This is a genomic window from Prescottella equi, from assembly GCF_020171745.1.
GTDB lineage: Bacteria > Actinomycetota > Actinomycetes > Mycobacteriales > Mycobacteriaceae > Prescottella > Prescottella equi_A.
Map to the genome: position 1 here is coordinate 107,979 of NZ_JAIVAH010000029.1, position 22,801 is coordinate 130,779.

Annotated in this window: 20 protein-coding genes; 11 read left to right on the forward strand and 9 right to left on the reverse strand. The window is 69.5% G+C overall.

Annotated features, from left to right (window positions below; genetic code table 11):
• The first annotated feature begins 4 nt into the window (after positions 1–4).
• Complete coding sequence (locus tag LCL87_RS23555; RefSeq protein ID WP_225023870.1) at positions 5–1,627, forward strand: class I adenylate-forming enzyme family protein; 1,623 nt, start codon at positions 5–7, stop codon at positions 1,625–1,627.
• On the opposite strand, the gene LCL87_RS23560 is transcribed toward LCL87_RS23555, so the two are convergent.
• The gene (locus tag LCL87_RS23560; protein ID WP_225023871.1) at positions 1,608–3,455 is read right to left on the reverse strand and encodes an AMP-dependent synthetase/ligase; all 1,848 of its coding nucleotides are present in this window, start codon (positions 3,453–3,455) and stop codon (positions 1,608–1,610) included. The two genes, LCL87_RS23555 and LCL87_RS23560, sit on opposite strands and share 20 nt — an antisense overlap.
• Before the next feature lie 113 nt (positions 3,456–3,568).
• Between LCL87_RS23560 and LCL87_RS23565 the strand changes: the two genes are divergently transcribed.
• Entirely contained in the window at positions 3,569–4,564 is a 996-nt protein-coding gene (locus tag LCL87_RS23565) for a hypothetical protein (RefSeq protein ID WP_225023872.1), read from the forward strand.
• Between the two features lies 1 nt (position 4,565).
• Here the strand turns inward: LCL87_RS23565 and LCL87_RS23570 are convergent, their stop codons facing one another.
• Genes LCL87_RS23570 through LCL87_RS23580 form a run of 3 tightly spaced genes read right to left on the reverse strand, consistent with a single transcriptional unit; the run spans position 4,566 to position 7,740 of the window.
• Positions 4,566–6,197: an efflux permease Rv1217c-related protein gene (locus LCL87_RS23570; RefSeq protein WP_225023873.1), complete on the reverse strand. Its 1,632-nt coding sequence runs from the start codon at positions 6,195–6,197 to the stop codon at positions 4,566–4,568.
• Positions 6,194–7,093: an ABC transporter ATP-binding protein gene (locus LCL87_RS23575; protein ID WP_225023874.1), complete on the reverse strand. Its 900-nt coding sequence runs from the start codon at positions 7,091–7,093 to the stop codon at positions 6,194–6,196. The genes LCL87_RS23570 and LCL87_RS23575 overlap by 4 nt, the downstream gene beginning before the upstream one ends.
• The gene (locus LCL87_RS23580; RefSeq protein WP_225023926.1) at positions 7,090–7,740 is read right to left on the reverse strand and encodes a TetR family transcriptional regulator; all 651 of its coding nucleotides are present in this window, start codon (positions 7,738–7,740) and stop codon (positions 7,090–7,092) included. The genes LCL87_RS23575 and LCL87_RS23580 overlap by 4 nt, the downstream gene beginning before the upstream one ends.
• Before the next feature lie 186 nt (positions 7,741–7,926).
• On the opposite strand from LCL87_RS23580, the gene LCL87_RS23585 reads away from it, so the two are divergent.
• The 9 genes from LCL87_RS23585 to LCL87_RS23625 all read left to right on the forward strand — a co-directional run bounded on the left by LCL87_RS23585 (position 7,927) and on the right by LCL87_RS23625 (position 19,841).
• Positions 7,927–9,525, forward strand: a complete 1,599-nt coding sequence (locus tag LCL87_RS23585) for an acyl-CoA synthetase (RefSeq protein ID WP_225023875.1) — start codon at positions 7,927–7,929, stop codon at positions 9,523–9,525.
• Between the two features lie 138 nt (positions 9,526–9,663).
• Positions 9,664–10,191, forward strand: a complete 528-nt coding sequence (locus LCL87_RS23590; RefSeq protein WP_225023876.1) for a hypothetical protein — start codon at positions 9,664–9,666, stop codon at positions 10,189–10,191.
• Positions 10,192–10,219: 28 nt separating this feature from the next.
• Entirely contained in the window at positions 10,220–11,227 is a 1,008-nt protein-coding gene (locus LCL87_RS23595) for a hypothetical protein (protein ID WP_225023877.1), read from the forward strand.
• Positions 11,228–11,287: 60 nt separating this feature from the next.
• Positions 11,288–13,003, forward strand: coding sequence for a succinic semialdehyde dehydrogenase (locus LCL87_RS23600; RefSeq protein ID WP_510850849.1), 1,716 nt, complete (start codon positions 11,288–11,290; stop codon positions 13,001–13,003).
• A 207-nt stretch (positions 13,004–13,210) separates the two neighbouring features.
• A complete protein-coding gene (locus tag LCL87_RS23605; RefSeq protein ID WP_225023879.1) occupies positions 13,211–13,867 on the forward strand; it encodes a response regulator transcription factor in 657 nt (218 codons plus the stop codon).
• The gene (locus LCL87_RS23610) at positions 13,864–15,603 is read left to right on the forward strand and encodes a sensor histidine kinase (protein WP_225023880.1); all 1,740 of its coding nucleotides are present in this window, start codon (positions 13,864–13,866) and stop codon (positions 15,601–15,603) included. Before LCL87_RS23605 ends, LCL87_RS23610 begins: the two co-directional genes overlap by 4 nt.
• A gap of 171 nt (positions 15,604–15,774) precedes the next feature.
• Positions 15,775–16,452: a GAP family protein gene (locus tag LCL87_RS23615; protein WP_225023881.1), complete on the forward strand. Its 678-nt coding sequence runs from the start codon at positions 15,775–15,777 to the stop codon at positions 16,450–16,452.
• Between the two features lie 26 nt (positions 16,453–16,478).
• Positions 16,479–18,035: a carboxylesterase/lipase family protein gene (locus tag LCL87_RS23620; protein ID WP_225023882.1), complete on the forward strand. Its 1,557-nt coding sequence runs from the start codon at positions 16,479–16,481 to the stop codon at positions 18,033–18,035.
• A gap of 147 nt (positions 18,036–18,182) precedes the next feature.
• A complete protein-coding gene (locus tag LCL87_RS23625; protein ID WP_225023883.1) occupies positions 18,183–19,841 on the forward strand; it encodes a DHA2 family efflux MFS transporter permease subunit in 1,659 nt (552 codons plus the stop codon).
• Here the strand turns inward: LCL87_RS23625 and LCL87_RS23630 are convergent.
• From LCL87_RS23630 to LCL87_RS23650, 5 genes are all read right to left on the reverse strand, one after another.
• Positions 19,831–20,217, reverse strand: a complete 387-nt coding sequence (locus LCL87_RS23630; RefSeq protein ID WP_225023884.1) for a VOC family protein — start codon at positions 20,215–20,217, stop codon at positions 19,831–19,833. The genes LCL87_RS23625 and LCL87_RS23630 overlap by 11 nt on opposite strands.
• Before the next feature lie 6 nt (positions 20,218–20,223).
• A complete protein-coding gene (locus tag LCL87_RS23635; RefSeq protein ID WP_225023885.1) occupies positions 20,224–20,394 on the reverse strand; it encodes a hypothetical protein in 171 nt (56 codons plus the stop codon).
• 26 nt (positions 20,395–20,420) lie between these two features.
• Positions 20,421–20,858: an SPW repeat protein gene (locus LCL87_RS23640; RefSeq protein WP_225023886.1), complete on the reverse strand. Its 438-nt coding sequence runs from the start codon at positions 20,856–20,858 to the stop codon at positions 20,421–20,423.
• Positions 20,859–20,934: 76 nt separating this feature from the next.
• Positions 20,935–21,804: an SDR family NAD(P)-dependent oxidoreductase gene (locus LCL87_RS23645; RefSeq protein WP_225023887.1), complete on the reverse strand. Its 870-nt coding sequence runs from the start codon at positions 21,802–21,804 to the stop codon at positions 20,935–20,937.
• A gap of 42 nt (positions 21,805–21,846) precedes the next feature.
• Positions 21,847–22,791 carry a CopD family protein gene (locus tag LCL87_RS23650; RefSeq protein WP_225023888.1) on the reverse strand — a complete coding sequence of 315 codons (945 nt, stop codon included), beginning with the start codon at positions 22,789–22,791 and terminating at the stop codon, positions 21,847–21,849.
• Positions 22,792–22,801 lie beyond the last annotated feature (10 nt).

The following is a 22,801-nucleotide window of genomic DNA, read 5'->3' on the forward strand; positions in this document are numbered from 1 at the left end:
TGACATGACTGAACAGCACATCCGCCCAGGAGGTTTCGTCGAGGCTCCCGAGCACTACGCCGACATGCCGCTCAGCGACGTCGTCCGGTCCTGGGCCCGACAGATCCCCGACGGCCGGGCGTTCGTGACGCCGGCCCGGACCACGACGTGGCGCGAGTACGACCGGTTGGCCGACGCTGTGGCGCGCGAGCTTCGCGCGACGGCCGGTGGTCTCCGCTCCCGGGCGGCGCTGTTACTGCCCGACACGGCCGGCGTCCACGCTGCGCTGTGCGGCAGCTACCGCGCCGGCCGGGTGGCGGCGGCGATCGGTGTGCGGTCCGGGGTGCGGGAGATCGCACACATCATGCGGCGCACCGGCGCATCGGTTCTCGTCACCGCACCGGAGATCCGTGGGCGGTCGTGGACCGGGCTGGTCGAGGAGCTGCGTGAGCAGGGGGTGTTCCCGGCGGATGTCGTGGTGGTCGACGAGGGCAGCGGTGCCGTCGACCGGCATCGTCTCGGCGGAGTCGAGCACGGTGACACGGCCGCGCCGGGCGCCCCGTTCACCACGTCCGAGGTGACGATCCTCAATTCGACGTCGGGGACGACGGGTCTGCCGAAGGTGGTGGCCCACGACGAGCGCAAGTGGGTCGCCTTCGCGCGGGAGGCGATGCGGGGCGGCCGGATCGGGCCGGGGGACGTCGTCTGTTCCGTTGTCCCGGCGCCGTTCGGTTTCGGGTTGTGGTCGGCGCACTTCCTGCCGACCCTGCTCGGCGTTCCGGTGGTGGTGACGGCGAAGTTCGACGTCGACGAGATGGCGATGATGATCGAACGCGAGCGGGTGCCCGTACTGTGCTGTGTCAGTACACAGTTCAGGATGCTACTGCGCTCGGATGCGGTCCGGCACCGGGATCTCTCGAGCCTGCGTGTCCTGTACACCGGCGGCGAACCGGTGCCCTACCGGGACGCCCGGGCGTTCGAGGAGCGCACCGGCGCCAAGGTGTTGCAGTTCTACGGCTCCAACGAGGCCGGGGTGGTGAGCCGTACGACCCTCGACGACGACGTCGAGACGCGGCTGCGTACGTGCGGTCACGTGCTCGAGTCGGCGAACGTTCGGGTACTCGACGACTCCGGCGCCGACTGTCGGGACCGGCCGCGCCGCGGTCGGCCCGCTGTCCGCGGGCCGCTGGTGTCCGCCGGGTACTGGGCGGATCCGGCGGCGAACACCGAGTTGTACACGGGCGACGGCTGGATGCTGCTCGGTGACGTCGTCGAGGTCGACGACGCGGGCCGTGTTCGAGTCGTCGGTCGCACAGCCGATTTCGTCATCCGCGGCGGCAAGAACATCTCGATCGTCGAGATCGAGGAACTCGTCGGTGATCACCCGTCGGTGTCGGACGTGGCCGTCGTCGGGGTTCCCGACGACATCTTCGGCGAACGCGTCTGCGCGGTCGTCGTGCCCGTCGCCGGAGATCACCTGGACACCGAGACGCTCGCGCAGTGGCTACGCTCGCGGGGCGTCACCACCGAGTACCTGCCGGAGTACGTCGTTGCCGTGGATCGGCTCGATGTCGGTCCGGGCGGCAAGACCGATCGCCGGGCCGCGAAGGCGGTCGCGGTGGAGTTGCTCAGCCGTACAGTTCGGTGATCCGATCCGAGAAGTTGTCGACCACCTTCTTGCGCTTGAGCTTCATGCTGGGGGTGATCTCGCCGTTCTCGACGGTGAGTTCGCGTTCGAGGATCGTGAAGCGTTTGATCTGCTCCCACCGGTTGAGTCCGGCGTTGAGCTGATCCACGTACGCGCTCATCATCGCGACCGTCGGTCCCGCCGAGGCGATCTCGCGCAGCGGCCTGTCGCCCATCCCGTTGTCGACAGCCCATTCGGCGACGGCCTCGCCGTCGAGACTGATCAGCGCGACGCAGTACGACTTCCCCTCGCCGTGCACGATGATCTCGCCGACATACGGGCAGATCCCCTTGAACGTCGCCGCGATCGCCGACGGCGCCACGTACTTCCCGTTGGACGTCTTGAACATGTCCTTCTTGCGGTCGGTGATCCGCAGGAACCCGTTGGCGTCGACCGTCCCGATGTCGCCGGTGTGGAACCAGCCGTCCGGTTCCAGGGCGTCCGCGGTGGCCTCCGGATTCTCGTGGTAGCCGCTCATCACGCCGGGACCCTTGATCAGGATCTCGCCGTCCTCGGCGATCTTCACCTCGGTACCGGGGATGGGCCAGCCGACGGTGCCGAACCGGTACGCGGACGGCCGGTTCACGAGCGACGCCGCGCTGGTCTCGGACAGCCCGTAGCCCTCGAGGACCACGATGCCGACCGCGTCGAACCATTGCGCCACATCGCGATCCAGCGCCGCCGATCCCGAGATGAAGAACTTCAGCCGTCCGCCGAACCGGTCCCGGATCTTCTGGAACACCAGTCGGTCGGCCACGGCATACTGAGCTTTCTGACTGCGGGACAGTGCCTTTCCGGACTGCCGTGCCTTGGATGCCGTCAGGCCCACGCCGATCGCCCAGTCGAAGATCTTCTCCTTGACGCCACCCTCGGCCCGCACCGTGCCCTCGATCCGGGCGTGCGCCTTCTCGAAGATCCGTGGCGCCGCGCCCATGAAGGTCGGTCTGACCACCGCGAGGTTGTCGACGATCCTGTCGACCCGGCCGTCGACCGCGGTCGCGAACCCGATCTGCAGCGGCAGCGTGAGCAGCACCTTGCCGAACACGTGCGACAGCGGCAGCCACAGGTACTGGAGATCGTCGGGGTCGAGGATGCCGGTGGCGTCGATGGCCGCGGCCTCGTACGTCCACGCCGAGTGCGGCAGCCGCACGCCCTTCGGCCGCCCGGTGGTGCCCGACGTGTAGATCAGGGTGGCGAGGCTGTCGGGGGAGATGCCGGCGATCCGCTCGTCGACGGCGTCGGGTCGCTCGGACAGCAGGCGCTCACCGAGCGTGGCGAGTTCGTCGAACCCGATCACCCATTCGTCGTCCGGCACGGTGCCGTCGATGAGGACCACCCGGTCGACGTCGGGCATCTCCTCGCGGTGTTCGCGCAGCTTGGCGAGCTGCGCCTCGTCCTCGGCGACGACGATGCGGCTGCCCGAGTTCGCGACGATGAACGCGACGTCGGAGGCGGTGGTCGTCGGGTAGACCGTGGTGGTGGCCGCGCCCGCACACATCACCGCCAGGTCCGCGAGCACCCACTCGTAGCGGGTCGCGGAGGCGAGCGCCACCCGTTGTTCGGACTGCACCCCCAGCGCGATCAGGCCGGCCGCGAGGCGTCTGACGCGCTCGCCCACCTCCGACCACGTCACGCTCACCCAGTCCTCGCCACCCGGCCCCGGGTGGCGGAACGCCTCGGACCGGGGTGACGCCGTCACCCGATCGACGAACATCCGGGCGACCGTCGGCGCCCGCTTCTCGATCTTGGACCAGTCCACGACCTCGTCTGACGCGCGCGAAGCTGTCATGGTCCCGAGTTTAGGAACCCCACAGCAGCCCCTGACCGGGAATTCACGGCACGGTTAGGTCTCGAATGCGTACCGTGGAATCCCGTTCGCGGATCGGGTGGGGAGGGGCGGACATGCCGGGCGATGTGTCGTGGGTGGAGGTGCTCGTCCGCATGGTCGACGGACCGGACCTGCCGGTGCACGGGGTGGTCCGGAGCAGATTCGCCGACGACGACGCGCGACGCGGCACCGTGGGGTGGATGTCGGGCATGCGGCCGGTCGTTCTCACCGGCGGCGGAGCCGGGGACGACGGCGCCCGCGTGTGGCGGGACGGTCCCCGCCTGCGGGTGGAACGCATGGACGGCGCGCCGCTGATGATCTCCGACGGGCACACCAGTTGGCGATTCTCGGACGAATATCCCGAGCCGCTCGAGTACGTCGACGCCGACGTGCGCTATCTCGGCGATGGCACCGAATTGCTCGAACGGCGGCCTGCCACCGACTGGGCCGGTGACGACTTCACGAGACCGAACGGACCGATCGGCACGACGGTGTTCCTGGGCCGCGACGCGTGGACGGTCGAGTTGGCGCCGCCGTCGCGCAAGCCCTTTCCGATCCAGATCGTCGTCGACCGGGAGACGGGCCTGTGGCTGCAGAGCCGGAATGACGGCGCCGGCGTCGTCCACGAGTGGGTCGAGTTCGAGGCCGGCGGGACGTTCGCGGACAGCCTGTTCACGTATTCGGGACCCGTTCGCTCCGCGGAGGAGCGACAGCGGCAGATGCGCGCCGATCACGAGGCGGCCGCGAGCAGGAGGCGGGACTGGTTCCGCGCCAACGTATCCGGTGAGCCGCTGGTCGTCGACGTTCGCGCCGACCTGAGCGTGCGCTACGTGCACACGCTCGACGAGAACACGGGCGCCTTCGAAGCGCGGCTGGGCGACGACCGCGCGATCTCCGGGTTCCTCACGCGCCGTCCTCGGTCCGACGAGCCGTGGCCGCTGCGCATCGCCGAACCGGTGCACCGCTGGTCGACCAACGACTTCGACTGGGCCCTCGCCGTGCAGGGGGTCGAGCTCGCCGACGGTGAGCTCGCCCGGCTGCAGGCACTGCTGGGCGACGCCGACACGTGAGTCAGCGCAGATCGCGGCGCCGCAGTGCCGCCAGTCCGGTGATCAGCAGTCCCGCCGCGATCAGCAGCAGCCACAGGATCGGTGTCAGTTGGAACTCGCCGCCGGGCAGTCGGGGCAGGTGCAGGAACGGCACGAGGTCGAGCAGCGGCTGCGGCAGGTCGGCCACCATGCCGAACACGTAGAGCGCCATCATCGCCGCGAAGACGCCCCACGCCGCGGGGGCGACGCGCGGCACGAGTCCGAACATCGCGACGGTGATCCCGGTCAGCACCCACACCCCGGGCAGTTGCACCAGTGCGGCGGCGAGGATTCGTGGCACCTGCCCGCCGACGTCGCCGATCGACGCCCCGTAGGCGAGTCCCGCCGCGAGTCCGGCCACGGTGAGCGCCACGGCCGGCCCGGCGAGCGCGAACACGATGTGGCTCAGTGCCCAACGGGTGCGGGAGATCGACGCGGCGAGCACCGACTCGGCACGGCCCGCCTCCTCCTCGTCGTGCAGTTGCAGTGTCGCGGAGACGGAGTAGGCACCGGCGACGAGCCCGAAGATGGTGAACCCCAACGCGATGAACGAGTCCTCGATCGCCTGCGTGCCGCCGAGCCGGGCCAGTGCCGCGAGCACCGCCTCGCTGTTCCCGAGTTGGTCGCTGACGCCGTGCGCGGCACCGCCGATCACGAGCGCGAACACCGCCAGCCCCACCGTCCACGCGACGAGCGGTCCGCGCTGTCCGTGCCACGCAAGTCCGACCGGTCCGGACAGCGACGGCGGTGACGTCGCCGGGCCGGGGCGCTCGGCGATGAGGCCCGCGCCGAGGTCGCGGCGGGCGAGCAGTCGGTACGCGACGACGACCAGCGCGACGGTGGTGACGGCGGGCAGCAGCAGCACCCACCAGCGTTCGTCGGCGTAGGGGCGGACCTGCTGGGACCAGCCGATCGGCGACAGCCACGACAGCGCTCCCGAACCGGCGTCACCGACGGCGCGCAGCAGGAAGGCGACCGCGAGCACCCCGAACGAGATGCCGCGCGCGAGGCGGGCCGATGTACTGACCTGCGCCGCGACGGCGGCGACACCGGCGAAGACGGCGCCGGCACCGAGCACGGCCGCACCGAACGCGACCGCCCCGGTCACGCCGATGTCGATCGAGATCAGCCCGACCGTGGCGACGACGGCGCTGACGACGGCCCCCAGCCCGGCCACAGCGAGCGCCGCCGTCAGTCCCGCGTACCGTCCCACCGCCGTCGAATCGAGCAGCTCGGTGCGGCCGGTCTCCTCCTCGGTCCTCGTGTGCCGCACGACCGTGAGGATCACGGCGACGGCGAGGAAGGTGAACAGATAGCCGGCGCGCCACGTGGTCAGCGCCCCCACGCTGGAACCGAAGATCGGTCCCACCAAGGCGATTTCGGATTTCAGGGTCGCCGTCGAGGACGCGAAGGCGTCGAGCTGGCTCTGGGTGGTGTACAGCCCCATGATCGCCTTGCCGTAGACGATCGGAAGCAGACCGATGACGATCGACCACAGCGGCAGGATGACCCGGTCGCGCCGCAGGGCCAGGCGGGCGAGGGCGGTGGTTCCGGTGAACGGGGACTGCGCCGGTACGGCCGCGCCGGCGACGGTCGGCGCCGCGGTGGTGGTCATACCCGGACCTCCTCCGTGAGTTCGTAGTGTCGCAGGAACAGCTCCTCGAGTGTCGGCGGCGTGCTGACCAGGCTCCGGACGCCGGTGTCGCCGAGCGTGCGGATGAGCGCGCCGAGGCTGTCGGCGTCCACCTGGCAGTGCAGTGTCCGGCCGTCGATCCGGATGTCCTCGACACCCGGGATCCGGCCGAGATCGCCGAGGTCGCCGGTGAGTTCGGCCGTGATGGACGTCCGGCTCAGGTGACGCATCGACGCGATCGACCCGCTCTCGACCGACTTCCCGGCTCGGATGATGGTGACCTTCTCGCACAGGGCGTCCACCTCGGACAGGATGTGACTCGACAGCAGTACCGTCACCCCGCGGTCGCGGGCCTCGGCAATGCAGTCGCGGAACACCTTCTCCATCAACGGATCCAGTCCGGACGTGGGTTCGTCGAGCAGGAGTAGCCGCGCGTGCGACGAGAACGCGGAGATCACCGCAACCTTCTGCCGATTGCCCTTCGAGTACGACCGCGCCTTCTTCCGCGGATCGAGGTCGAAGCGCTCGATCAGGTCGGCACGGCGAGTGGTGTCGAGCCCGCCGCGCATCCGCGCCAGCAGGTCGATGATCTCGCCGCCCGTGAGCGACGGCCACAGCGTGACATCGCCTGGCACGTAGGCGACCTCGCGGTGCAGCGCCACGGCGTCACGCCACACGTCGCGTCCGAACAGGGTTGCGCTGCCACCGTTCGCCCGCAGCATGCCGAGCAGCACCCGGATGGTCGTGGACTTGCCGGCACCGTTGGGGCCGAGGAACCCGTGGACCTCGCCCTCGCCGACCGTCAGGTCCAGGCCGTCGAGCGCGCGGGTGGTGCCGAACGTCTTCTCCAACCGGTCGACTTCGATGATGGTGGTCATGCCCGCTCCTCCGAGGGTGCGTGATGGGTGTAGGCGTCGAGCAGGGTCGAATCGGTGAACAGCCCGTCGGTGTAGAGCTCGAGGGCGGGGAGCATGATCTCGTCGGTCATCTCCCGGATCGCGCGGGCCACGTCCACCGAACCGTCGGGCGCGGTGTGCATCTGCAGGTACAGCAGCGTCGACCCGAGGCTGTTCATCGCGAGGTACCGGGCGCGCGCGGTGGGCGAGCGGGTCGCCCGTACCCGGCCCTCGGCGACCGCCGCCTCGAGATAGCTCTCGACGCCGGCGACCATGTGCTCGAACAGCGCCGCGGCGAGGTCGCCGCCGGCCTGGAAGGACCGAACGAGGTAGGCGACCAGTGGTGCGTACCGTTCGATCTCGCCGAGCGATGCGAGCATCCGCGCCGGGCCGCTCGCGGTGAGAACCTCGCGTTTCTCGGTGACGATGATGTCGAGCACGTGCTCGTCGCACACCGCCCGCAGGCCCTGCTTGGAACCGAAGTGGTGGTTGACCAGGCCCGGCGACACCCCGGCCGCGGTGGCGACGGCGCGCACGCCGGCGTCGAATCCCTGTGCGCCGAACACCCGGATCGCGGCATCGCGGATGCGGGCGCGGGTGTTCAGGTCCCGATCCGCCGGAACCGACATGGCTGAACACATGTTCAAAGCATTGCTCGCCCGTTCAGCGCGGGCAAGAGCGGCGGCTCGGTCCTGACGGAATCTTGACGGCGGCACCGACACAACGATTTTGACCCCATCAAGCGTTCGATTGTGTTAGCTTCCCGAAGAAACGGGGTGGTGACGTGAGTCACTACGGAACGAGGATGGAACTACGTGACGCTGAACATCGCCGACCTGTACGAAGCTGTCGCCGACGCGATCCCCGATCGGGTCCCGGTGGTGTGCGACGACCAGCGCCGCAGCTATGCCGAACTCGATCGACGGGCCAACCGGCTCGCCCACCACCTCGAGTCGGTGGGTGTGCGCCCCGGCCAGCACGTCGCGGTCCACATGCGCAACCGCATCGAGTACATCGAGGCGCTGTTGGCCTGCATGAAGATCCGCGCCGTCGCCATCAACATCAACTTCCGCTACACCGACGCCGAGCTGGAGTATCTCTACACCAACTCGGACAGTGTCGCCCTGATCGTCGAGAACGAGTACCTCGCGCCGGCCGGTGCCGCACTGGCGAAGAGCCCGAAGGTCGACAATGTCATCGTGGTCGGCGAGCACGACGGGCTGCCCGCCGGCTACGACGGCGTCACCGCAGTCGACTACGAGGATGCGCTGGGCGCGCAGTCCGACGCGCGCGGGTTCGGGCCCCGCAGCGACGACGACCACTTCGTCATCTACACCGGCGGCACCACCGGCATGCCGAAGGGCGTCGTGTGGCGCCAGGAGGACTTCTACTTCGCGGCCCTGTCCGGCGGCAACATCGGCGGCGCCCCGCGGCGGTCGGTCGAGGAGGTGGTCGCCGGTGCGGTCGCGAACACCGATCCGCAGACCTATCTCGTCATCCCGCCGCTCATGCACGGCGGGGCCATCTACTCGCTTCTCACCGCGCTCCTCATGGGTGCGCCGCGCGTGTTCTGCCGGACGTTCGACCCGGTCGACGTACTGCGGGTGATCGAGGCCGAGAAGATCACCGGCATCACGGTCATCGGCGACGCCATCGCGCGGCCCATCGCGGAGGCGATCAAGGAGCACCGCGGCCGCTACGACCTCAGCTCCCTGAAGCTGATGGGTTCCGGCGGTGCGCTGTTCTCGCCCGCGCTCAAGGACGAACTGCGCGAGCTGATTCCGGGCCTGACGATCAAGGACGCGTTCGGCGCCTCCGAGACCGGCAACGACGGCATCCTCGAGTTCGCCGAGGACGGCACCAAGCGGATTCGATTCAACCCCAACCTGATCCTCGTCGACGAGAACAGCCGACCGATCGCGCCGGGCTCGGACGAGATCGGCTTCCTTGCCCGTAAGGGTCACGTGCCGCTCGCGTACTACAACGACGCCGAGAAGACCGCCGCCACGTTCATCGAGGTCGACGGGGTGCGTCTGGCCGTCCTCGGCGACATGGGCCGGGTGGAGGAGGACGGCGCCATCTTCCTTCTCGGCCGCGGGTCGACGTGCATCAACACGGGCGGCGAGAAGGTGTACCCCGAGGAGGTGGAGTCCGCCCTCAAGACCCACCCGGCCGTGCTGGACGCGCTGGTCGCGGGCGCCCCCGACATCCGGTTCGGTGAGAAGGTCGCCGCCGTGGTCCAGCTGCGCCCCGGGTTCGACGACGTCGACCCGGACGAGATCGCCGAACACTGCCGGATCCACGTCGCCGGCTACAAGATTCCGCGGTCGGTGGTCCTGGTGTCCTCGATCCGGCGGTCGCCGACCGGGAAGGCCGACTACCGCTGGGCCAAGGAGGTCGTGTCGGCGGGGTGAGGCGGGATTCGGGCGCTCGGAAGGTATGTGTATGTGGACAAGCGTCCAATTGTTTGTTGAAATGAGTCGCTTCGAAGCGCATCTCGACGGTCGTCTCGGTAGCACCTGACGTCCGTACGAGTTCATTGGAGGAACGAGATGCGCAGCACGGCAGCAGCGCTCGGTGTGGGTGCCGCCGTGATCGCGATGACGGTCGTTCCCGGGTCGCTGGCGGGCACGGCGGCGGCAACCACCAGCGGGGCGACCGACGTGACCTTCGACATCACCGGGCTGAGCGGGCCGCTCGAACTGTCCGTTCCGCGCACGGTACGCATCGATTGGACCACGGGACAGGACAACGTCACCGGCACGATTCCCGCCTCCAGCGTGCGCGATCGTCGGAACGGCACCAACCGCTCGGTCACGGTATCGGCGTCGATTTCGGACGTCACCAACGGCACCACCACCATTCCCCGGGCCGGGGTCACCTACACGGCGGTCGGCTCGACCATGGGGCTGCGGAGCACCGGACCGCAGACGCTGAGCTCCGTGAAGGCCGTGGCGGGTATCTCCGCCCACAGTCGGCCGGACGTGACGTTCGTGTGGACCCCTTCGCTGCGCATCGATCTGCCCGCCGGTGTGACCGTCGGAAACTACAGTGCAACCCTGATCCAGTCCGCCGTGTAAGTCGTCGGCAGCTCACGAAAGTCATTCCATGCGTTCATTGTTGCGGAACCTTCTCGCACTCCTGGCTCTGCTCGCATCGTTCGTCGCCGCGTCGACGACGGTAGTGCACGCAGCTCCCCAGCTGCCGACCGGGACGATCGGCATCAAGGTTGTAGATCAACCGGTCGACCCTGCTGATCCGCGCACGCAGCACTACATCGTCGGCAATGTTTCTCCCGGCACCCCGATCCAGCGACATGTGCGGGTCTCGAACAACACTGGTCAGTCGCAGATGATCGATGTCTACGCCGGCGCGGCGTCCGAGTGGCGTGGACAGTTCACGACCGGAGAACGCGGTACGGCCAACCGACTCACGGAATGGATCCGCCTCGACAGTCAGCGACTGCAACTGCCGAGCGGGCAGAGCGGTGACGTGACTGTGACGATCACCGTCCCCGCGGATGCGCCGGTGGGTACCCAGTACGCGGGTATCTTGGCGGCGCAGGCCGTCAACGGTGGCGTGGCGGCGGCATCCGAGGTCGGCATCCGCACCTACGTGACGGTGGGCGCCGGGGCCGGGCAGATTGCGGATTTTCAGATCGACCGGCTCACCGGTGAACGTGATCCCGACGGCCGTGCCGTTGTTGTCGCCGATATCCGCAATACCGGCACACGGGCGCTCGACCTCGAGAGCGAACTGAACCTGTCGGGGCCGGCGAACATCGGCCCGATGCCGTCCGATCGTGTGCTCGTTCCCGCCGGCGGCGCCGGAAAGGTGCGCTTCCGGCTTCCTGTCGGCACTGATGTCTCGGACGGCCCCTGGCAGGCGCGTGTCACGTCTCGGGCCGCCTCCGTCGTCCGCGAACTCGACGGCGAGGTGACTTTCCCGACGCCGGATTCCGGCGGCAACGGATCGCTCGGCAGCCTCGGATCGTCCGGCGCGGGATCGTCGGGCTCCCCGCTGATGTGGGTCGGCGTCGCCGGCGCTGCCGCGGCGGCCATCGGGGCGATCGGGTGGACCATGCTGCAGCAGCAGAATCCGCCGGCGGTCCGCTGACGCTCAGCCGAGAGCGCTGAGCTGATCGAACTCGTCGTCGCCGAGTTCGATTGCCGGACGATGTCGCAAACGCATCGAAAGAACGTGCACGGGGTGCGGCCGAGCCTGGACGCGATCCTGCTGTTCACAAGACATGGATCGCGCCCTGATCCCTGTGACGGTGGCCACGGACGGGGTAGGTTGTGTGTAACTCGAAATCTACTCACCAGTAGGAGTACGAAAATGCCTGCTCCGTCCGCGGCGACGTTCGCCCGCCTCGCCGATCTCATTGCCATCCCGGACGCCGCGGACCGCGCGACCCGTCCGGTCGTGGAGGCGTTCACCGGTCGCGAGCTCGCGACCGTGCCGATCGGCACCGCGGCCGATGCGCTCGCCGCGATCGAGCGGGCCCGGGTGGCGCAGAAGGCGTGGGAGAAGCGATCCCCGGTCGAGCGGGCCGAGGTGTTCCTCCGCTACCGCGACCTGGTGCTCGAACACAAGGACGCGCTGATGGACATGGCGCAGGCCGAGACCGGCAAGTCCCGCGCCTCCGCGCAGGAGGAGGTCCTCGACATCGCGATGACCTCCCGCTACTACGCACGCCTCGCCCCGAAGTTGCTGCGTCCCAGCCGGGTCCAGGGCATGCTGCCGGGGCTCACCAAGACCGTCGTCCGGCACCACGCGAAGGGCGTCGTCGGCGTCATCTCGCCGTGGAATTACCCGATGACGCTGGCGGTGTCCGACGCGATCGCGGCACTGCTCGCCGGTAATGCCGTCGTGATCAAGCCGGACAGCCAGACGCCGTACTGCGCGCTCGCGTGTGCCGAACTGCTGTACCAGGCGGGCCTGCCCCGCGACCTCTTCGCGGTGGTGCCCGGCCCCGGTTCGGTCGTCGGCACCGCGCTGGTGGAAAACACCGACTACCTGATGTTCACCGGCTCCACCGCTACCGGACGCCTCCTCGCGGAGCAGGCCGGGCGGCGGCTCATCGGCTTCTCCGCCGAGCTGGGCGGCAAGAACCCGATGATCGTGGCGAAGGGCGCGAACCTGCGTGAGGTCACCGACGCCGCCGTCCGCGCATGCTTCTCGAACTCCGGCCAGCTGTGCATCTCGGTCGAGCGGATCTACGTCGAGGAAGCGATCGCTCCCGAGTTCACGCGGATGTTCGGCGAGCGGGTCCGGAACATGAGCCTGGCACCCGGCTACGAGTTCGGCATCGAGATGGGCAGCCTCGTCTCCGAGGACCAGGTCAAGACCGTGTCCGGCCACGTCGACGACGCGGTCGCAAAGGGCGCCACCGTCGTCGCGGGCGGCAAGGCGCGTCCCGACCTGGGTCCGCTGTTCTACGAGGCCACCGTGCTCACCGGTGTGACTCCCGAGATGGAGTGCTACGCGAACGAGACGTTCGGGCCGCTCGTCTCGATCTACCCGGTGGCCGACGTCGAGGAGGCGATCGCACGCGCCAACGACACCGACTACGGGCTCAATGCGAGCGTGTGGGCGGGCAGCCACGCCGAGGGCGAGGCCATCGCCGCCCGTGTCATGGCCGGCACCGTCAACGTCGACGAGGGCTACGGCCCCACCTGGGGCAGCACCGCCGCCCCGATGGGCGGCATGGGGGTGTCCGGCGTCGGACGCCGGCACGGCGCCGAGGGCCTGCTCAAGTACACGGAATCGCAGACCGTCGCGACCACCCGGGTCGTCAATCTCGGTGGCCCGCGGTGGCTTCCGGCCAAGGTGTGGGCCAAGCTGCTGCCGCCGTTCATCAAGGCGATGAAGTTCGTGCCGGGACGCTGACCCAGCACCTCTCACGCCGCCGGGCCGCCCGATCGTCTGGGCGAACACTCGATCGGGAAATGGCCCGGCCCCCGAGGAGCCCGGGCCGAGCGGATCCGCGGCCGGTTCGTTGGATCTGTTCGAGTCGATCGTCGGCATTCTGTCGACAGTTCGTTAGGTTCGCGCACTAGCTCTTGCATTCGGTTTCGACCCGTTAGTCTCTTTCCTGTGAAAGAGACCGCATGGGTGCGTCGGGCACTCGTGGTCGAGGACCAGCCGCTGATGCGCTCCCTCGTGGCCGATGCGCTGCGGCACGCCGGGTTCGAGGTCCACGACCGGCCGTCCGCGTCGACCGCGCTCGCCGATCTCGACGAGATCGACCCGGACGTTCTGGTCACCGACATCGACCTCGGATCGCGGCCCAACGGGATGGAGATGGCGACGATCGTCCACGCCCGGGCGCCGCACTGCGCGACGGTGTTCCTCACGAACTACCCGCGGGCGGGAATCGCTCCGGGTGAGGGCGTTCCGGTGGGATCGGTGTTCCTGGACAAGGTCGAACTCGAGTCCGTCGAGCAACTGGTGGCGGCGGTGGAATCCGCGCTGGCGGAGAAGCCGCTGCCACCTCGGCGCGTGCCGGACGGTCCCGACGCCGCCCTCGGGCACCTCACCCGCACCCAACTCGATGTGCTGCGCTGCATCGCGCTCGGGTGGTCCAATGCGGAGATCGCCCGGCGTCGCGAGTCGAGCCTGCGCAGCGTCGAGAAGATGGTGACCCGTACCTTCGACGCGCTCGGGGTCAACCACAACCCCGACCTGAATCCGCGGGTCGCGGCGGCGCAGCTGTACGTCCGCCGCTTCGGAATGCCGACGGCGACAGAGTGAGTCGTCGGTTTCCCTGGGTGGCGCGGATCGGCGGCAGCTCCGCCGTCACGCGCTGGTCGTGGATTCTGACCGCCCCGTTCGCCGTCACGGTGATGGGCAGCTACATCACCGCACGCAGCCCGCGGGACTGGCCGTCCTACTTCGCTGTCGCGGTCATGGTGCACATGATCATGGGCGTCGCTCTGCTGGTTGCCTGGCTCACGGTGCTCAGGCCGGATCGCCCGCGGCCACGTGTGGGCGTGGCACTGCTCGTATTCGCGGCCCTCGGCGCCTGCCGACCGTTCCTTCTCGACGCACTGTTGGTGTTCAACGGTTTCCCCACCGACGACAGGTCGATCTGGATTCGGCTGTTCATCAACATGATCACCGGGGTGGTGGCGCTGTCGCTGGTCGCGATCCTCGTGGACTCGGTTCGCGAGCACAACGCGACGATGCAGCGGCTGCGGTCCGCCCGCGCGGCGCTCGACGAGCAGCGGCGCGTCGACGAGGAGTACCTCGCGGGGCTGGGGCGACGTTACGCCGATGATCTGGCGGCGCAGATCGATTCGGCGCTCGCCGCATCGGACCGGGTCGGTATCGACTCGGTGGGCGGGGCGCGCCTGCTGCGGGAGATCTCGGAGGACATCGTCCGGCCGATGAGCCACGCCCTGTTCGACGACGTCACCCCGCTGCCGCAGCGCAGTGTCGAACTCCCGGTGCTGACCCTGGGCGAACGCCTGCGCGGGGTGCTGCAGGCGGTGCGCCCGGCCCCGCTCGCGCTGCCGGTGCTGCTGTACACGGCGGTCGTCCTGACGTATCTCGTTACCAGTTACGGCGTGCGCGAGACGGTGTTGCAGGTCGGCGCCGGGCTCATCGTGTGCATCTCGGGCAACTGGGTCGTGGAGAAGGTGGCGGTGCGGATCGAGGGCGCGACCGCGCGGATCCTGTTCCTGACGGTCGCGTACAGCGCCGTCGCAGCGGTCACCGCGGTGGCGTTCTGGCTGATCCTCGGCGGCGTCGGGTTCCCGCCGGCGTTCGTCCTTCCCGGTATCGCGTTCTATCCGTTCGCCGCCCTCGCGATGTGTCTGATCCGGGCCGCGAACGACCAACGCGCGCTGGAAGAGCAGCAGCTCGCGACGGCGCTCGCCGAGCAGAGCCACCTGTCGGCGGAGGTGCACGGGCGGGTGGTGGCGGCACGCCGCCGGCTCGCGCACGTCCTGCACTCGTCGGTGCAGGGCGAACTGGTGGCAGCGGCACTGCTGATGCGCGGTGCCACGACGGCGCCGGATCGCTCCGCCGGCCGGCCGTCGGTGGAGGTGACGGTGTCGGAGATCCTCGATCGGGTGCTCGACGAGGTGGCCCGCGAGGAGATGCGTCCCCGGATCCCCACCTCCGACGCCGACCAGCAGATCACCGAACTGGTCGCGATGTGGTCGTCCGCGGTGCCGGTGCTCACCGACATCGACCCCGATGTCTGGCCGCTGCTGTCGGCGAGTCCGGTGCGGCTCGAGCACGCGATCGACGTCCTCTCCGAGGGCTTCACCAACGCGATCCGGCACGGAACGGGCGGGACGCTGCACCTGACGATGGTCGTCAACCCGCGGACATCGGTTATCTGCATCGGGATTCGCTCTCCGGGGAGGATCTCTCGTGATGCCGGGGACGGGGTGGGCCTGACCACGCTGGCCGAGAAGGTCGGCACTGCTGAACTGGTCCAGGAGCATGGGTCGGTGCTGCTCTCCGTCCGCCTGGACTGACCGCCCTCCCGCCGACTGTGTCGGCCGTCACGGCAGGTTGTCGCAATACCCGAACGTCCACCGGGACCGCCGAATCGGTGCTCCTAACGTTCCTCTCGGATGCCGGCCACGACAGCCGACGAGCTGACGGACGGCTCGCGCATCCCGCGTGACGAAGGGACGTGAGCCGATATGGGACACACAGCGACGCAACTGATTCCAATCGCACTCGGCATGATCGTCAGCCCGATCCCGATCGCTGCCCTGATCGCGATTCTGCTGTCCGCGCGCGCCAAGGCGAATGCGTTCGCGTTCACGGCCACTGCAGTGGCGGCCTCGGCCGTCATCGTCGGAGTCGTCGCCGCGACCACCAAGACCAGCGCCGCCGACGCCGGCAGTGCCGCCCATCCGACCCAGCTGATCTTCGCGACCGTGTTCGGCCTCGCCTTCCTGGTGCTGGCCGCGCTCAGCTGGCGGGGTCGCCCCCGCAACGGCGCCCCGGCCGCGATGCCGAGCTGGATGGCGCAGATCGACACCATGAAGCCCGGTCGCGCCGCGGTGCTCAGCCTGCTGCTCACCGTGCCGAATGCCAAGAACCTGCCCCTCGAGCTCAAGGCCGGTGCCCTCATCGCGGAGGGGCACCTGCCCCTGGCCCACGCCGCCGCGCTCATCGCCGGTTTCGCCGTCCTCGGCGGGCTGGGTCTGATCGCGCTGGCCGTCCTCGCCGCCGTTCCCTCGAAGCGGGTGACCGCGGCGCTGGGTGTGGTCAAGGAGGAACTGATCCGGCACAACGCCGCCATCATGACCGTGCTGTTCGTTCTTCTTGCGGGCCTGCAGGTTTCGCACATCGTCACCGCGCTCACCGTGTGAACGCATCGAACCGGAGGAGGAGAGAAATGACCAACGTTGCCCCCCAGGCCGATACGGCCATCATCCAGACGACCTACGGACCGGTGCGCGGCACCCACGACGGCCCCGTCGCGGTATGGAAGGGCATCCGCTACGCGGCCGCTCCGACCGGTGTTCGTCGCTTCTGTGCGCCGGTGCCCCCGCAGCCGTGGACCGAGGTGTTCGACGCGGATCGGTTCGGACCGGTGGGGCCGCAGAGTGCCATGCCGGGAATGTCGCTCGGCGACGACGTCCGTCAGGACGAGGACTGCCTGTCGCTCAACGTGTGGGCGCCGACCACGGGCGCGGCGAACAAGCCGGTGATGCTGTGGATCCACGGCGGTGCCTACTTCCGCGGGGCGTCGAGCCAGCCCGTCTACGACGGTCGGGCGCTCGCCGAGAACGGCGACGTCGTGGTCGTCACCATCAACTACCGTCTCGGTGTGTTCGGGTTCGTCGACTTCTCGTCGCTGAGCAACGACCGCCAGCGCTTCGACACCAACGTCGCGATGCAGGACATGCTCGCCGCGCTGCGTTGGGTACAGGCGAACATCGCGGCCTTCGGGGGCGACCCGGACCGGGTCACGGTGTTCGGGGAGTCGGCCGGGGGCGGCGCGGTGACCACGCTGATGACGATGCCGTCGGCGCGTGGGTTGTTCCACCGTGCGATCGCCGAGAGTTCGCCGGCCACGTCGGTGTACAACCAGGAGCGTGCGGCGCATGTGGCACAGCTGTTCCTCGAAATCCTCGGTGGGGCCGACGATCCCGTCGAGCGTCTGCTCACCGCGAGCACCGACGAGTTGCTGGCCGCGTCGGACGCGCTGTTCGCGCGCATCCCCACCGACACCCCCGGGACGCTCGCATTCGGGCCGGTCGTGGACGGGGACCTGCTGCCCGACTACCCGGTGAACGCGTACTGGAACGGCACCGCTCTGCGTGTCCCGCTCCTGATCGGCACGAACAAGGACGAGGCGTCGCTGTTCAAGCTGATGAAGTCGCCGCTCATGCCGCTCGACCCCGACGTCATCCGCGGCATGTTCGCGGAGATCGCGGCCGAGCACCCGGACGTGGATTTCCCCGATCAGGCGCGGATCGAGTCGGCCTATTCGGGGCTCGCCACGAAGAGCGACGCGATGGGCCTCACCCGGGACTTCGGCTTCCGGCTCCCCACGCTGTGGATCGTGGAGGCGCACAGCCGCTATGCCCCGACGTGGCTCTACCGGTTCGACTACGCGACCCCGATGCTCAAGGCGCTCAAGATCGGTGCAACACATGCCACCGAACTGCCCTACGTGTTCGGCAACATCGCACACGGGCCCAAGGAGATCACCTACCTGTTGGGCGGACTGTCCACCGGACGGAAGGTGTCGGAGCGGATGCAGCACCGGTGGCTCGCGTTCGCCACGACCGGAACTCCCGTCGGTATCGAGGGGGAACCGGAGTGGAACGCCTACGACCGTGACGGACGTTCCACACTGGTGATCGACAAGCACGACGCGGTCGTCGCCGATCTCGACGGACCGCTTCGTGCAGCCTGGGGCGAACAGGTCATCGCCTTCGCCTGACCACCCGCCGATGCGGCGTCGGAGATATCGTCCGAAAGTTGGAAATGCCCGGATCTCCAACGGATTTACCCGACGACGTCGCATCGGCTCTGGTGGAATCGCGGTAGCGTCGATACGAGGCGCGCCACCCGAGGAAAGGCGCAACAGATGACCGTGGAATCGCCCGACGCCGAGCCGGAGGTGGGCCGCCGGGAGTGGATCGGACTCGGCGTTCTCGCCGCCGGTCTGTCGCTCATCGTCGTCGACGGCACCATCGTCAACGTCTCGCTGCCGGTGATCATCGACGAACTGGGTCTCGACCTCACCGACGCCCAGTGGATCAACAGCATCTACTCCGTGGTGTTCGCGGCGCTGCTGCTCACCGCCGGACGTCTCGGCGACCGGTTGGGCCGCCGGATGTTGTTCATCGCCGGTGTCGTCGTGTTCATCGGGGGCAGTCTCATGGCGGCGGCGTCGGACTCGTCGACGGCGCTCATCGTCGCCCGCGTGGTGCAGGGTGTCGGTGGCGCGCTGGTGCTGCCGTGCACACTGTCGACGGTCAACGCCACGTTCCGCGGACGCGACCGCGCCATCGCGTTCGGTGTCTGGGGCGCGGTCATCTCGGGCATGGCGGCCGTCGGCCCGCTGCTCGGCGGCTGGCTGACGACGTCGTTCACGTGGCCGTGGATCTTCCTGGTGAACGTGCCGATCGGCATCCTCGTCATCATCGGCGCGTTTCTCACCGTGCCCGAGACGCGGGCGAAGATCACCGTGCCCGGCCTCGACGTGGTGGGTCTGCTGCTGAGCGCAATCGGGTTCGGCGCGTTGATCTTCGCGCTTATCGAAGGCCAGACCATCGGCTGGTGGAAGCCCATCGCGGACCTGAATGTCTTCGGGGCGACGTGGCCGAAGACCGCGCCGATCTCGGCGACCCCGGTCGTCGCCGCCCTCGGCGTCGTTGCGTTGATCGGGTTCGTGGTCTGGGAGCGGCACCGGGCGCGAATCAGGTACTCGGCCATCCTCGATCTGGAGCTGTTCCGGTTCCGCACCTTCAGTTGGGGCAACTGCACCGCGATGGCCGTCGCGATCGGCGAGTTCGGTCTGCTGCTGGTGCTGCCGCTGTTCCTCGTCAACGCGTACGGACTCAGCACCCTCGGCGCCGGCTACGTGCTCGCGGTGATGGCGCTCGGTGCCTTCGCGTCCGGTGCGGCGGCCCGCCACGTCACCGCGCGGTTCGGCGCCCCGCGCACCGTGATGCTCGGCCTCGCGCTCGAGGTGATCGGTGTGCTCGCGTTCGCGCTGTACCTGCGGCCGTCGTCGGCGGCGTGGCTGATGGCGCTGCTGCTCGCGATCTACGGCCTGGGCCTGGGACTCGCGTCGGCGCAGCTCACCGGCACGGTCCTGGTCGACATCCCGACCTCGGAGTCCGGGCAGGGCTCGGCGACACAGAGCACGGTCCGTCAGTTGGGTGCCGCGCTGGGCACCGCGATCCTCGGCACCGTGCTGTCGCTCGGGCTCGCGCACAGCCTCACCGACCGGCTCGAACCGGTCGCGTTGCCGCCGCAGGTGGAGTCGGGGCTGGTCGACAGCACCCGCGACTCGGCCGGCGGCACCATCCCGCCGATCCGGGAGCAGGGCGACCACGGCAAGCTCGGCCCGGCCGGACCGGAGACCGCCGACGCCCTGTCCGAGGGCTTCGCCGACGCCACCCGCTGGTCGCTGTTCGTCGCCGCCGGATTCCTCGCCGCGGGCCTGGCGACCGCCACCCAGTTGCAGCATCGGCGTCCGGAGGACGCGGACGACTCCGAGGCCGCCGCTACGGCGTAGGCGCGGGGTCGGACACGCAGAACTGGTTGCCCTCCGGGTCGGTCAGCGTGGTCCAGCCCAGCCCGGTGACCTCGCCGTCGTGCAGGACGGCGGCGCCCAGGCCGGCCAGGCGCTGCACGACCGCGGCCCGGTCGTCGGCGCCGAGGTCGAGGTGCATGCGGTTCTTGCCGGGCGTCGGTGCGTCGACGGTCTGGAAGTTCAGGTTGATGCCGCGCAGGGTGTCGGCCCGCACCACGTACGCGTCGGCCTCGGCGTACTCGTCGACGCGGCCGAGCAGGACCTGCGCCCACCAGCGGGCGAGGGCGCGGCCGTCGCGGGCGTCGACGGTGATCGTGCCGAGGTAGGGGCTGGGTTCGGGCATCGGGGGTTCGGGCATCGGACCTCACTCGTCGGTGGGGGGAAGGACCTGCCACAGCAGCAGGACCGCGGCGACGCCGAGCGCGCACGCGATCCCGAACGCCGCCGCCAGCAGGAAGGATCCTGTCAGCGACAGCGTCACCGCGATGACCAGCACCGCGAGCACCGCGACTCCGACGGTCTGGATCGTCCGCACCGGCCGTCGGCCGGGACGTTCCGGCACTACCGGCGGGCGCCGCGCCGGGTCATCGCCATCCCCACGCCGGCCGCGCCCAGCACGACGATCACGGCACCGACGATGACGTTCGACAGGATCATTCCCGTGCTCGTACTCACCCCGGAGACCAGCCACGGCGACACGATCAGCCACACCCCCAGAAGCGGTGCGACGAAGGCGATCCCGTGTGTGCGTCCGTACGTGGTGGCGTACCCGGCGGCCAGCAGTGCCACCGCGAGACCACAGATGAGGTTGCTCATCATCAGGGACGTCTGCCCGCTGAATCCGACGATCCACGACGACGCCGCCGCGAAAAGTCCGGCCAGCACCATCAATCCCTCTGCCACCTGGAGGGCGGGACCGCCGCCGAGTTCGTCGTAGCTGTTGCGGAGCGCGACGATGTCCGGGTGGGTTTCCATCGACATGTTCGGTGTGATCGACATGGCGAATCATCTCCTCGGCCTGTTCGACCTGTGTCCTTTCGACACTAATTGCCGGGCCGCGCGGCGTACAGGGCCGTCAGATACCCGCCGAGAACCGCCGGTGCCGGGCGGCGTCGGCGCGCTCGGTGCTGATCGCGTCGACCAGCCGGGTCAAACGTCCGAACGTCGGGCCCATCCGCCGCGGACGGTGGACGATCGCGTCGCAGACGACCCGGCCCGCCTCCTCTGGGCTGAGCGCCGCGGCCTTCAGATACTGATTGTTGGGGGCGACCATCGCGGTCCGCACCAGCGGCATGTAGACCGAGGTGAACGTGACGTTCTCGCTGAGGGTTTCGGCCTGGAAGCTGGTGGAGACCTCGTCGAGCGCGGCCTTCGACGCCACGTACGCGCTGTAGCCGGGTCCACCGAACAGGTTCGCGGCCGACAGCACGTTGATCACCTGCCCGTACCGGCGCTCCCGCATTCCCGGGAGCACGCCCAGCATCACCCGCACCGCGGCCAGGTAGTTGAGTCGCATGGTGCGTTCGAAGTCGTGCGCCCGGTCGTAGGACTGGTCGAGCGGCCGTCGGATCGAGCGGCCCGCATTGTTGACGAGGATGTCGACGCCGCCGTGATCGCCCAGGATCCGGGCGATCGTCGCGTCGGTCGTGTCCGCGTCGTTCAGGTCGCACGGGTACGCGAACGCCTTCCCGCCGCGGGTCTCGATCGTCTCGACCACCTCATCGAGTTCGGCCTCGCGACGGGCGACGAGCAGCACGGTGGCCCCGGCCGCGCCGAGATCGATCGCGGCGGCCCGGCCGATGCCCGACGACGCACCGGTGATCAGGACCCGGCGCCCGGAGACCGACTCGGCGAGCGTGCCGCGCCGGCGCCGCGGAAACGGTCCCCGGGTGTCGAGCGCGTGCTTGGCCTGGAACCACCACCCCGTCCGCTGCGAAACAGTCATGGTGACGCAGCTTAGGCGACTCCGGAGCGGCAGGTGTCCGCTTCAGGCGGTTGTCGCGAGGGCCGCCGCGAGCCCGAATGCGATTGCCATCGCCGCGGATTCGCCGACGGCGCGGCGCAGCGACGCGTCGGCGCCCATTCGGTGCGCGGCGGCCGGGCCGACCCACGTGCGGCGCAGCCACCATCCGGCCGCGAGCAGCGCGGCCAGCGCCGCGACCTTGGCGAGGACCACGCGGCCGTAGCCGGTGGTGAGCAGCGGGGCCACCCCGCCGAGTCGGACGGCGGCGTTGATCACTCCGGTCGCGGCGAGCACCCACACGCACCGCCACGCGATCGTCGAGTAGCGGGGCAGCAGCGTCGACCACGCGCCGCGTGAGCGGGCCGTGAGGGCCAGCGCGGTGAGCATCCCGAACCACGTGGCCGCCGCCAGGACGTGCGCGGCGTCGAGCAGCGATCCGAGGGTCTGCTGCGACGTGTGCCCGCCGATCGGGCGGGCGATCAGCGCCAGCCCGGACAGCGCCAGCACCGGGGCGGCCGGCCACGGCAGGCTGCGCCGGTAGGAGACCGCCGCGATCAGCGTGATCAGCGCGGTGCACACGATGGTGGCGGCGCCGAGGCGTCCGGTGTTGACGACGCGGACGAAGTCGACGACGGTGCCCGGTGCCACCGCGAACCGCGAGCGGCCCTCGGTCTCGGCGGCCTCGAGCACCACCAGCACGCACTCGGCGACCGTCCAGGCGCCCGCCACCGCGGCGAGCGTCTGCCACAGCACGCCGGGGTCGAGCGCGCGGCGGCGCTCGTCGCGCTGCAGCCACTGCCACGCGGCCAGGCCGAACACGGTGGCGCCCAGTCCGACGGCCAGTACGCGCACCGCGGCGGTGGGCGAGGGGCCGTCGGGGGTGGCGAGCAGCCACGCGAGTGCCACCCCGGCCAGGGCGGTGGGGACGGCGAACAGCAGCCAGGCGCGGCCGATGTCCGCCGTCCTCATCCGTGTGCCG